Below are 11,735 nucleotides of genomic sequence, written 5' to 3'. Positions count from 1 at the left end.
GACGAAAGTGTCAACTGTGAGCGAGACAACGCACGACGGTGCGGTCGCCATGAGTGCCCCGCCGTCACCGGACGACGGCCTGGCCGCCGCCGAGCTGGCGGCCAAGTACGGCCTCGCGGTGAGCGGTGCCCGGCCGGGGCTCGCGGAGTACGCGCGGCAGCTGTGGGACAGGCGGCACTTCATCATCGCCTTCTCCCGTGCCAAGCTGACCGCCCAGTACAGCCAGGCCAAGCTGGGTCAGGTGTGGCAGGTGGCGACGCCGCTGCTGAATGCCACGGTCTACTTCCTGATCTTCGGCGAGCTCATGGGCCAGAGCAAGGGCATGGGCATCAAGACGTACATCCCGTTCCTGATCACGGGTATCTTCGTCTTCACCTTCACCCAGAGCTCGGCGATGTCGGGCGTGCGCGCGATCTCCGGCAACCTGGGGCTGGTGCGGGCCCTGCACTTCCCCCGGGCGGCGCTGCCGATCTCCTTCGCGCTCCAGCAGCTCCAGCAGCTGCTGTTCTCGATGGTCGTCCTGTTCGCCTTCCTCCTCGGCTTCGGGCACATGCCGCGGTTCTCGTGGCTGCTGATCGTCCCGGTCCTGGCGCTCCAGTTCGTCTTCAACACCGGCCTGGCGATGATCCTGGCCCGGCTGGGGAGCAAGACCCCGGACCTGGCACAGCTGCTGCCGTTCGTCCTGCGCACCTGGATGTACGCGTCCGGTGTGATGTACAGCATGGTCGAGGCGCTGAAGAAGGCCAATTCGCCGCACTGGCTCATCGACGTGCTGAGCGCGAACCCGGCCGCCGTCTTCATCAACCTGATGCGTGACTCCCTGATCACCGGCCACGCGGCGCACAAGCACATCGACCTGCCGCCGCACGCATGGGCGCTGGCGGTCGGCTGGACGGTGCTGATCGGCGTCGGAGGTTTCGTGTTCTTCTGGAAGGCTGAGGAGCAGTACGGCCGTGGCTGAGCACAAGGACACCACCGAGGCGTCCGCCCCGGACACCCAGGTGCCGACGGTGATCGCGGACGACGTCCACATCGTCTACCGCGTCTACGGCGGCAACACGGGCCGGGGCAGCGCCACCGCCGCCCTGAACCGGCTCGTCCGGCGGCAGTCCGACGCGGGCGTGCGCAAGGTGCACGCCGTCCGGGGGGTGAGCTTCACCGCGTACCGCGGCGAGGCCATCGGCCTGATCGGCTCCAACGGCTCCGGCAAGTCGACTCTCCTGAAGGCCATCGCCGGCCTGCTGCCCACCGAGAGCGGCAAGGTGTACACCAATGGCCAGCCCTCGCTGCTGGGCGTGAACGCGGCCATGATGAACGACCTCACCGGTGAGAAGAACGTGATGCTCGGCGGTCTGGCGATGGGCATGACCCGCGAGCAGGTCCGCGAGCGCTACCAGGAGATCGTCGACTTCTCGGGCATCAACGAGAAGGGCGACTTCATCACGCTGCCCATGCGGACGTACTCGTCCGGCATGGCGGCCCGGCTGCGGTTCTCCATCGCCGCCGCCAAGGACCACGACGTGCTGATGATCGACGAGGCGCTGGCCACCGGCGACCGGTCCTTCCAGAAGCGCTCCGAGGCCCGGGTGCGCGAGCTGCGCGAGCAGGCGGGCACGGTCTTCCTCGTCAGCCACAACAACCGGTCCATCCGCGACACCTGCGACCGGGTGCTCTGGCTGGAGCACGGACGGCTGCTGATGGACGGCCCGACGGACGAGGTCGTCCGGGCCTACGAGAAGGAGACGGCCCGCTAGTCCCGTACGGCGCAGGGCCCTCGCCGGCACGTCACCGGCGGGGGCCTTGACCGTTCCGTAACGATCAACTCGCTTATTGACAGGGTTGATTCGGTTCTCGCGTGGCATTGTATGGATCAAGCACGTACCCGGCCGCACGTCGGACACCTGTACGGCGTACGCTGTACCGTGCTGATTTGCGGAGAACGGGGCGATACCGGTGTATCCCGATCGCGGGGAGCGGCCCCGTCGGCCGGACGGGGGTGGCGCCCAGGGGAACAGGGGGAGGCCTGTCCTGCGGCGTGTCCGAAATGGGATGTTCTGGGTCGGCAGTGTAGAACGGGAGATGTGACGGCAATGGCTACGGGAACTCTCCAGCGCCGAGGGGCTCGCGCCGTCCCCGGTCCGGGCAGCCCGCGGTGACGGCGGGGACGGACGCGCACGAGCGCGCCGTGCTCGACAAGGCCGCGCACGAGAACTTCCCCGTGGCGCCCTTCTTCGTGCCACGTGCCTGGCGGGACGATCTCATGGCCGTGTACGGCTACGCCAGACTCGTGGACGACATCGGTGACGGAGATCTCGCGCCCGGCGGCCGTGACGCCGAGTTCCTCGGCCTCGACCCCGAGCAGCGCGACGACCGGCCCGCCGTGCTCGACGCCTTCGAGGCCGACCTGCGCCGCGTCTTCGAACACTCCGGCACCGGCCCCCGGCACCCGCTGCTGCGCCGCCTGCGGCCGACCGTCCGGCGGTGCGGGCTCACCCCCGAGCCCTTCCTCGGCCTGATCGAGGCGAACCGCCAGGACCAGGTCGTCCGCCGCTACGGCACCTACCAGGACCTGCTGGCGTACTGCGAGCTGTCCGCCAACCCCGTCGGCCGCCTGGTCCTGGGCATCACCGGCACCGCGAGCCCCGAGCGGATCCGCCGCTCGGACGCGGTCTGCACAGCGCTGCAGATCGTCGAACACCTGCAGGACGTCACCGAGGACCTCGGACGCGACCGCATCTATCTCCCGGCCGAGGACATGAAGCGCTTCCACGTGGGCGAGGCCGACCTCGCCCGCCCCACCAGTGGCGCGTCGTTGCGTGCACTGGTGGCATACGAGGCGGAACGCGCCGGAGAACTGCTGAATGAAGGCACCCCCCTGGTGGGTAGCGTCCACGGCAGGTTGAAGCTGTTGCTCGCGGGATTCGTGGGCGGGGGGAGGGCCGCGATCGCAGCGGTCGCCGCCGCGGGATACGACGTTCTGCCCGGACCGCCCAAGCCCACCAAGCTCAGATTGCTGCGCGAGGTGGGAGCGACACTGCGAAGAGAGGGGTGAGCGGGACCGTGAACGGATCGCAAGACGTATCCGCGCCGGTGCTCGCCGCGTACAGCTACTGCGAGGCGGTCACCGGACAGCAGGCCGGGAATTTCAGCTACGGCATCCGGCTCCTGCCGACCGCCAAGCGGCGCGCCATGTCGGCGCTGTACGCCTTCTCGCGGCGTGTCGACGACATCGGCGACGGCCCGCTGGAGACGGAAGCCAAGCAGCAGCGGCTCGAGGAGACCCGTGACCTGCTCGCCCGCATCAGGGAGGGCAGGGTCGAGGAGGACGACACCGACCCGGTGGCCGTCGCGCTCAGCCATGCCGCGCGCCGCTTCCCGATTCCGCTCGGCGGGCTCGACGAACTGATCGACGGCGTTCAGATGGATGTGCGTGGGGAGACCTACGAGACCTGGGACGACCTCGCGGCGTACTGCCGCTGTGTCGCGGGCGCCATCGGACGGCTCTCGCTCGGTGTCTTCGGCACCGTGCCGGGCGCGCGGGACGCGGCACGCGCCTCCGAGTACGCCGACACGCTGGGGCTCGCGCTTCAGTTGACAAACATCCTGCGCGACGTCCGGGAGGACGCGGCCAACGGCCGCACCTACCTGCCCTCCGACGACCTCGCCAAGTTCGGCTGCTCCGCGGGCTTCCACTCCGTGCGGCCGCCCGCGGGCTCCGACTTCACCGGTCTGGTCCACTTCGAGGTGCGGCGCGCCCGCGCGCTGTTCGCCGAGGGCACCAAGCTGCTGCCCATGCTCGACCGGCGCAGCGGCGCCTGCGTCGCCGCCATGGCGGGCATCTACCGCAGGCTCCTGGACCGTATCGCCCAGGACCCCCAGGCCGTGCTGCGCGGCCGGGTCTCGCTCCCCGGACGCGAGAAGGCGTACGTCGCCGTGCGCGGCCTGTCCGGCATGGACGCGCGGAGCGTCCAGCGGCGGACCGCCGGGGGGCGCGTTTGATGCGCCCTATTCGTACCGGTGGGCGGTGTGCAACCCTCCGGCGATCGCACACGTCACTGACAGGAGCCGAGGGGGTGGGCGCATGACGGCACCACGGACGCAGGACCGTGCCGAGCGCCGGCGCGCGGACGGCGCGGACCGGCCCCTGGGCGCGGCCGCGGTGGTCGTCGGCGGCGGTCTCGCGGGCATCACCGCCGCGCTCGAACTCGCCGACGCCGGGATGGGCGTCACCCTCGTCGAGGGGCGCCCGCGGCTGGGCGGGCTCGCCTTCTCCTTCCGCAGGGGCGAGCTGACCATCGACAACGGTCAGCACGTCTACCTGCGCTGCTGCACCGCCTACCGATGGTTCCTCGACCGCGTCGACGCCGCCGGCCTCGCCCCGCTGCAGCGCCGCCTCGACGTGCCCGTGCTCGACGTGGGCCACCCCTCCGGGCGCCCCCGCCTCGGCCGGCTGCGCCGCACCGGCCTGCCCGTGCCCCTGCACCTGGCGGCGAGCCTCGCCACCTACCCGCACCTCTCGCTCGCCGAGCGGGCCAAGGTCGGGCGCGCCGCGCTGGCACTCGGCGGCCTCGACCTCGACGACCCCGCGCTCGACGGCGAGGACTTCGCGAGCTGGCTGCGCCGCCACGGCCAGTCGCCCCGCGCCGTCGAGGCGCTGTGGGACCTCGTGGGCGTCGCCACGCTCAACGCCACCGCCGGCCAGTCCTCGCTGGGCCTGGCCGCCAAGGTCTTCAAGACCGGCCTGCTCTCCGAGCCCGGCGCCGCCGACATCGGCTGGGCCCGCGTCCCCCTCGGCGAGCTGCACGACACCCGGGCCCGCGCCGCCCTCGAGGCGGCGGGCGTGCGCACCGAGCTGCGCACCCGCGCCACCGCGATCACCCGGGGCGAGGACGGCGGCTGGCACGTCGACATCGAGTCCGGGACGGGCGCGGCCGAGCGGCTCGACGCCGACGCCGTCGTGCTCGCCGTGCCGCAGCGCGAGACCCACGGCCTGCTGCCCGAGGGCGCGCTCGACGCCCCCGACCGGCTGCTGGAGATCGGCACGTCTCCGATCCTCAATCTTCACGTCGTATACGACCGCAAAGTATTGCGACAGCCCTTCTTCGCGGCCCTCGGGTCGCCCGTGCAGTGGGTCTTCGACCGCACCGACTCCTCCGGACTCGGCGGGCGCGCCGACGGCGGCCAGTACCTGGCGGTCTCCCAGTCGGCGGCGCACGAGGACATCGACCGGCCGGTCGCCGAGCTGCGCGAGCGCTACCTCCCCGAGCTCGAACGATTGCTGCCCGCCGCGCGCGGCGCGACCGTCCGCGACTTCTTCGTGACCCGGGAGCGGACAGCGACGTTCGCCCCCGACCCGGGCGTCGGCCGGCTGCGGCCGGGCGCCCCCACGAACGCGCCCGGCCTCTACCTGGCCGGTGCGTGGACCGCCACCGGCTGGCCCGCGACCATGGAGGGCGCGGTGCGCAGCGGTGTGACCGCCGCGGGCGCGGCACTCTCCGGGCTCGGTCGCCCCCACCGGAACCCCTTGTGGGAGGCGTCATGAACGAGGCGAGCCACCCAGGCGTGCCGCCCCGCCACGGGGCGCGCACGAGCACGACCACCAGAGGAGAGACCGTGACTTCGGCGATCCCAGCTGTCGACACCGCAGGCGTCAACGCCCTGCTGGAGCGCGGACGGACGCTTGCCACGCCGGTGCTGCGTGCCGCCGTGAACCGGCTCGCACCACCCATGGACACCGTCGCCGCCTACCACTTCGGCTGGATCGACGCCGAAGGCAGGCCGACGCACGGCGACAGCGGCAAGGCCGTACGCCCCGCCCTCGCCCTGCTCTCCGCGGAAGCCGCCGGGGCGTCCCCGGAGGTGGGCGTCCCCGGTGCCGTCGCCGTGGAGCTCGTGCACAACTTCTCGCTGCTCCACGACGACCTGATGGACGGCGACGAACAGCGCAGGCACCGCGACACCGTGTGGAAGGTCTACGGACCCGAGCAGGCGATCCTCGTCGGCGATGCGCTCTTCGCGCTCGCGAACGAGGTGCTGCTGGAGCTCGGCACGGTGGAGGCGGGCCGGGCGACCCGGCGGCTGACCACCGCGACCCGCAAGCTCATCGACGGCCAGGCCCAGGACATCTCCTACGAGCACCGGGAGCGGGTCACCGTCGAGGAGTGCCTGGAGATGGAGGGCAACAAGACGGGCGCCCTGCTCGCCTGCGCCGTCTCCATCGGTGCGGTCCTCGGCGGCGCCGACGACCGCACCGCCGACACCCTGGAGGCCTACGGCTACCACCTCGGCCTCGCCTTCCAAGCCGTCGACGACCTGCTCGGCATCTGGGGCGACCCGGAGGCCACCGGCAAGCAGACCTGGAGCGACCTGCGCCAGCGCAAGAAGTCGCTCCCGGTCGTCGCCGCACTCGCGGCGGGCGGCGCCGCCTCGGCGCGGCTCGCCGACATCCTCGCGGCCGACGCCAAGCTCACCGATTCCCAGCTCGCCGACTTCGACGAGGAAGAATTCGCCAGCCGCGCGGCGTTGATCGAGGAGGCGGGCGGCCGGGAGTGGACCTCCCAGGAAGCCCGCCGCCAGCACGCCACCGCGATCGAGGCACTCAACGGAGTCGACATGCCCACCGAAGTCCGCGCGCAGCTCACCGCGCTCGCCGACTTCGTCGTCGTACGAAAGAGATGATCACCATTCACCCGGTCTGACGGATCGCAGTCGCCGGCCGACGTCCTGACGGGGCGTCGGCCGACGGAGCCCCCCAGTAACAGCAGAGAAGAAAGATCACTGCACTAAAGGGGAAACCATGACAGCGACGACCGACGGAAGCACAGGGGCCCTGCCGCCCCACGCAGCCTCGGCCAACGACAGCTCCACCGGCTCCACCGGCACCACCAGCACCGCAAGTTCACCAAGCGCGGCGAGCAGTACCACCGCGGCATCCCCGCCACCGCCCGCCGACGGCACCCCGTTCGCGGCGGCGGAGCGGGCCACGGCCCGCGCGGTCGACCACCTCCTGGCCCGGCAGAGCGCCGAGGGATGGTGGAAGGGCGACCTGGAGACCAACGTCACCATGGACGCCGAAGACCTGTTGCTCCGTCAGTTCCTGGGCATCCAGGACGAGAAGACGACGCGGGCGGCGGCCCTCTTCATCCGCTCCGAGCAGCGGCCGGACGGCACCTGGGCCACCTTCCTCGGCGGGCCCGGCGAGCTCTCCGCCACCATTGAGGCGTACGTCGCCCTGCGGCTGGCCGGGGATTCCCCCGACGCCCCGCACATGGCCGCCGCCTCCGCCTGGATCCGCGAGCGGGGCGGCGTCGCCGCGGCCCGCGTCTTCACCCGGATCTGGCTCGCCCTCTTCGGCTGGTGGAAGTGGGAGGACCTCCCCGAGATGCCACCCGAGCTGATCTTCCTGCCGAAGTGGGTCCCGCTCAACATCTACGACTTCGGCTGCTGGGCCCGGCAGACCATCGTGCCGCTCACCATCGTCTCCGCGCTGCGCCCCGTACGGCCCACGCCCTTCCCGCTCGACGAGCTGCACACCGACCCGCTGCGGCCCGACCCGCCGCGCCCACCGGCCCCCGCCGCGAGCTGGGACGGCTTCTTCCAGCGCCTGGACAAGGCGCTCCACCGGTACCGGAAGTTCCCGCTCAAGCGGCTGCGGCGCAACGCGCTCGCCGCGGCGTCCCGCTGGATCGTCGAACGGCAGGAGAACGACGGCTGCTGGGGCGGCATCCAGCCCCCCGCCGTCTACTCGATCATCGCCCTCCACCTCCTCGGCTACGACCTCGACCACCCCGTGCTGCGCGCCGGGCTCGCGTCGCTGGACCGTTTCGCCGTCTGGCGGGAGGACGGCGCACGGATGATCGAGGCTTGTCAGTCGCCCGTCTGGGACACCTGTCTCGCGACCATCGCCCTCGCCGACGCCGGGGTGAAGCCCGACGACCCGGCCCTCGTCAAGGCCGTCGACTGGATGCTCGACGAACAGATCCACCGGCCCGGCGACTGGACCGTGCGGCGGCCCGGACTCACCCCGGGCGGCTGGGCGTTCGAGTTCCACAACGACAACTACCCCGACATCGACGACACCGCCGAGGTGGTGCTCGCCCTCAAGCGCGTCGCCCACCCCGACCGGGTACGGGTCGACGCGGCCGTGCAGCGCGCCGCCCGGTGGAACCTGGGGATGCAGTCGAGGAACGGCGCCTGGGGCGCCTTCGACGCCGACAACACCAGCCCCTTCCCCAACCGGCTGCCGTTCAGCGACTTCGGCGAGGTCGTCGACCCGCCGTCCGCCGACGTCACGGCGCACGTGGTGGAGATGCTGGCGGTCCTCGGCAAGCAGCACGACCCGCGCACCCGGCGCGGCATCGAGTGGCTGCTGGCCGAGCAGGAGGAGAACGGCGGCTGGTTCGGCCGCTGGGGCGTCAACTACGTCTACGGCACCGGGTCGGTGGTCCCCGCGCTCGTCACCGCGGGCATCCCGGTCTCCCACCCGGCGATCCGCCGGGCCGTGCGCTGGCTGGAGAGCGTGCAGAACGCCGACGGCGGCTGGGGCGAGGACCTGCGCTCCTACCGCGACGACGCGTGGATCGGCCGCGGCGCCTCCACCGCCTCCCAGACGGCCTGGGCCCTGATGGCCCTGCTCGCCGCGGGGGAGCGGGGGAGCGAGGCCGTCGAGCGCGGGGTGGCTCACCTGGTGGCGACCCAGACCGAGGACGGCACCTGGGACGAGCCGTACTTCACCGGCACCGGCTTCCCCTGGGACTTCTCCATCAACTACCACCTCTACCGGCAGGTCTTCCCCGTCACGGCCCTCGGCCGCTACGTGCACGGCGAGCCCTTCGCCCCCGAGCGCCTGGAGGCGTGATGACCACCGGCACGGGTACCCCGTCCGCACCACCGCTGCTGGTCGCCTGCGCGCTCGGCATCGAGCGCCTCGCCCTGCGCGGCGGCACCCACGGCGGTGCGGCGGGCCCCGTGACCGTACTGCGCACCGGCATGGGCCCGCAGGCCGCGGACCTGGCCGTCACCCGCGCGCTCCGCGACACCGGGATGCTCGACGCGGCGGTGATCGCCACCGGCTTCTGCGCGGGCCTTGCCCCCGGGATGCACCCCGGGGACCTGGTCGTCGCCGACCGGACCCGCGACCACCTGGGGCACACCGACTGCTCCGGCGTCGAGTTGCTCGCCAAGGAGCTCGCCCGGGCCGTGCCCAGCCGCGTCATCCACACCGGCACTCTCATGGGCTCCGACCATGTGGTGCGCGGCGCCGAGCGCGCCGCCCTGCACGCCGGGGGCGCGATCGCGGTGGACATGGAGTCCGCCGCCACGCTCCGGAGCGCCGTGCGCACCGGCCCGCGCCCCGTTGCAGCCGTCCGGGTGGTCGTGGACGCTCCAGAACATGAACTCGTACGAATCGGGACGTTGCGGGGTGGAATATCGGCCTTCCGAGTGCTCCGCACCGTCCTTCCCGCTTTTGTCGAATGGCACCGATCTTTACTGCTCCCCAGGAGGTGAGCCAGATGGCCATGCCGCTCCGCCAGTCCATCCGGGTGGGAACCTATCTGTTTGAACAGAAGCTCCGTAAGCGCGACAAGTTCCCCCTGATCGTGGAGCTCGAACCGCTCTTCGCGTGCAATCTCAAGTGCGAGGGCTGCGGTAAGATCCAGCACCCGGCGGGCGTGCTCAAGCAGCGCATGCCCGTCGCCCAGGCGGTGGGCGCCGTGCTGGAGTCCGGTGCGCCGATGGTGTCCATCGCCGGCGGGGAGCCCCTCATGCATCCCCAGATCGACGAGATCGTCCGACAGCTGGTGGCGAAGCGGAAGTACGTCTTCCTGTGCACCAACGCGGTGTTGCTGCGCAAGAAGATGGACAAGTTCACGCCGTCCCCCTATTTCGCGTTCGCGGTGCACATCGACGGGCTGCGCGAGCGGCACGACGAGTCCGTCGCGAAGGAAGGCGTGTTCGACGAGGCGGTGGAGGCGATCAAGGAGGCCAAGCGGCGCGGCTTCCGGGTCACCACCAACTCCACCTTCTTCAACACCGACACCCCGCAGACCATCATCGACGTGCTCGACTTCCTCAACGACGAGCTCAAGGTGGACGAGATGATGCTCTCGCCCGCCTACGCCTACGAGAAGGCCCCCGACCAGGACCACTTCCTGGGCGTGGAGCAGACCCGCGACCTGTTCAGGAAGGCGTTCTCCGGCGGCAACCGGGCCCGCTGGCGCCTCAACCACAGCCCGCTCTTCCTGGACTTCCTGGAGGGCAAGGTCGACTTCCCGTGCACCGCGTGGGCGATCCCCAACTACTCCCTCTTCGGCTGGCAGCGCCCCTGCTATCTGATGAGCGACGGGTACGTGCCCACGTACCGCGAGCTGATCGAGAAGACCGACTGGGAGAAGTACGGCCGCGGCAAGGACGCCCGCTGCGACAACTGCATGGCGCACTGCGGCTACGAGCCGACCGCCGTCCTCGCCACGATGGGGTCGCTCAAGGAGTCGCTGCGGGCGGTGCGCGAGAGCGTCGCCGGAAACCGGAGCTGACGGCCATGACGGCCTCGGAGCCGGTCGCCCTCGGGCTCCCCGGCGTACCGGCCCGGCCCCTGGCACCGCGCCGCGCGTCGCGGCGCATCCAGGTCGGGCCGGTCGCGGTCGGCGGAGGAGCACCGGTGTCGGTGCAGTCGATGACGACCACCGTGACGGCGGACGTCGGCGCCACGCTCCAGCAGATCGCGGAGCTGACGGCAGCGGGCTGCCAGATCGTCCGGGTGGCGTGCCCGTCGCAGGACGACGCGGAGGCCCTGCCGGTGATCGCGAAGAAGTCGCAGATCCCGGTGATCGCGGACATCCACTTCCAGCCGAAGTACGTCTTCGCCGCGATCGACGCGGGCTGCGCGGCGGTGCGGGTGAACCCGGGCAACATCCGGCAGTTCGACGACAAGGTCCGGGAGATCGCGAAGGCGGCCTCGGACGCGGGCATCCCGATCCGTATCGGTGTCAACGCGGGTTCGCTGGACCGGCGGCTGCTGCAGAAGTACGGGAAGGCGACGCCGGAGGCGCTGGTGGAGTCGGCGCTGTGGGAGGCGTCGCTCTTCGAGGAGCACGGTTTCCGTGACATCAAGATCTCGGTCAAGCACAACGACCCGGTCGTGATGGTCAACGCGTACCGCCGGCTGGCCGCCCAGTGCGACTATCCGCTGCACCTGGGGGTGACCGAGGCGGGTCCGGCCTTTCAGGGCACCATCAAGTCCGCCGTCGCGTTCGGCGCCCTGCTCTCCGAGGGCATCGGCGACACGATCCGCGTCTCCCTCTCGGCTCCGCCGGCCGAGGAGATCAAGGTGGGGACGCAGATCCTGGAGTGCCTCGGGCTGCGGGAACGCCGTCTGGAGATCGTCTCCTGCCCGTCCTGCGGGCGCGCGCAGGTCGACGTCTACAAGCTGGCGGACGAGGTGACGGCGGGTCTTGAGGGCATGGAGGTGCCGCTGCGTGTCGCCGTCATGGGCTGTGTCGTCAACGGTCCGGGCGAGGCCCGCGAGGCCGACCTGGGGGTGGCCTCCGGCAACGGCAAGGGGCAGATCTTCGTCAAGGGCGAGGTCGTCAGGACCGTCCCCGAGTCGAAGATCGTCGAGACCCTCATCGACGAGGCCATGAGGATCGCCGAGGACATGGCGGCGAACGGCGCCGGGCCGGGGAAGCCCGACGTCGTCGTGGGCTGACCGGGGGGGACGCCCAGCGGGGGAGAAC

General features: G+C 71.4%; 10 protein-coding genes. All 10 read left to right on the top strand.

The window, feature by feature from the left end; all coding sequences use genetic code 11:
• Window positions 1-16 precede the first annotated feature (16 nt).
• The 10 genes from K6I34_RS04065 to ispG all read left to right on the top strand — a co-directional run bounded on the left by K6I34_RS04065 (window position 17) and on the right by ispG (window position 11,707).
• Complete coding sequence (locus tag K6I34_RS04065; RefSeq protein WP_229322667.1) at window positions 17-961, top strand: ABC transporter permease; 945 nt, start codon at window positions 17-19, stop codon at window positions 959-961.
• Complete coding sequence (locus K6I34_RS04060; protein ID WP_229322666.1) at window positions 954-1,754, top strand: ABC transporter ATP-binding protein; 801 nt, start codon at window positions 954-956, stop codon at window positions 1,752-1,754. Before K6I34_RS04065 ends, K6I34_RS04060 begins: the two co-directional genes overlap by 8 nt.
• Window positions 1,755-2,185: 431 nt before the next feature.
• Window positions 2,186-3,052, top strand: a complete 867-nt coding sequence (gene hpnC / locus K6I34_RS04055; protein WP_374230792.1) for a squalene synthase HpnC — start codon at window positions 2,186-2,188, stop codon at window positions 3,050-3,052.
• A complete protein-coding gene (gene hpnD / locus K6I34_RS04050; protein ID WP_229322664.1) occupies window positions 3,049-3,999 on the top strand; it encodes a presqualene diphosphate synthase HpnD in 951 nt (316 codons plus the stop codon). The genes hpnC and hpnD overlap by 4 nt, the downstream gene beginning before the upstream one ends.
• 82 nt (window positions 4,000-4,081) lie before the next feature.
• The gene (gene hpnE, locus K6I34_RS04045; protein WP_229322663.1) at window positions 4,082-5,542 is read left to right on the top strand and encodes a hydroxysqualene dehydroxylase HpnE; all 1,461 of its coding nucleotides are present in this window, start codon (window positions 4,082-4,084) and stop codon (window positions 5,540-5,542) included.
• Between the two features lie 71 nt (window positions 5,543-5,613).
• Window positions 5,614-6,678, top strand: a complete 1,065-nt coding sequence (locus tag K6I34_RS04040) for a polyprenyl synthetase family protein (RefSeq protein ID WP_229322662.1) — start codon at window positions 5,614-5,616, stop codon at window positions 6,676-6,678.
• A gap of 118 nt (window positions 6,679-6,796) precedes the next feature.
• Entirely contained in the window at window positions 6,797-8,857 is a 2,061-nt protein-coding gene (shc, locus tag K6I34_RS04035; RefSeq protein ID WP_229322661.1) for a squalene--hopene cyclase, read from the top strand.
• Window positions 8,857-9,507 carry a 1-hydroxy-2-methyl-2-butenyl 4-diphosphate reductase gene (locus K6I34_RS04030; RefSeq protein ID WP_229322660.1) on the top strand — a complete coding sequence of 217 codons (651 nt, stop codon included), beginning with the start codon at window positions 8,857-8,859 and terminating at the stop codon, window positions 9,505-9,507. The genes shc and K6I34_RS04030 overlap by 1 nt, the downstream gene beginning before the upstream one ends.
• A 5-nt stretch (window positions 9,508-9,512) precedes the next feature.
• A complete protein-coding gene (hpnH, locus tag K6I34_RS04025) occupies window positions 9,513-10,535 on the top strand; it encodes an adenosyl-hopene transferase HpnH (RefSeq protein WP_229322659.1) in 1,023 nt (340 codons plus the stop codon).
• A gap of 5 nt (window positions 10,536-10,540) precedes the next feature.
• Window positions 10,541-11,707, top strand: coding sequence for a flavodoxin-dependent (E)-4-hydroxy-3-methylbut-2-enyl-diphosphate synthase (gene ispG, locus K6I34_RS04020; RefSeq protein WP_229322658.1), 1,167 nt, complete (start codon window positions 10,541-10,543; stop codon window positions 11,705-11,707).
• Window positions 11,708-11,735 lie beyond the last annotated feature (28 nt).

The organism is Streptomyces sp. UNOC14_S4 (genome assembly GCF_020740835.1).
In the GTDB taxonomy this organism is placed as follows: domain Bacteria; phylum Actinomycetota; class Actinomycetes; order Streptomycetales; family Streptomycetaceae; genus Streptomyces.
The sequence above is the reverse complement of the archived record's forward strand: the minus strand, read 5'-3'. Positions and strand labels throughout refer to the sequence as shown.

Bases quoted from the DNA above. Each gene is read 5' to 3' on its own strand.
- hpnE (WP_229322663.1), top strand. From the start codon at position 4,082: ATGACGGCACCACGGACGCAGGACCGTGCCGAGCGCCGGCGCGCGGAC.
- shc (WP_229322661.1), top strand. From the start codon at position 6,797: ATGACAGCGACGACCGACGGAAGCACAGGGGCCCTGCCGCCCCACGCA.
- K6I34_RS04030 (WP_229322660.1), top strand. From the start codon at position 8,857: ATGACCACCGGCACGGGTACCCCGTCCGCACCACCGCTGCTGGTCGCC.
- hpnH (WP_229322659.1), top strand. From the start codon at position 9,513: ATGGCCATGCCGCTCCGCCAGTCCATCCGGGTGGGAACCTATCTGTTT.
- ispG (WP_229322658.1), top strand. From the start codon at position 10,541: ATGACGGCCTCGGAGCCGGTCGCCCTCGGGCTCCCCGGCGTACCGGCC.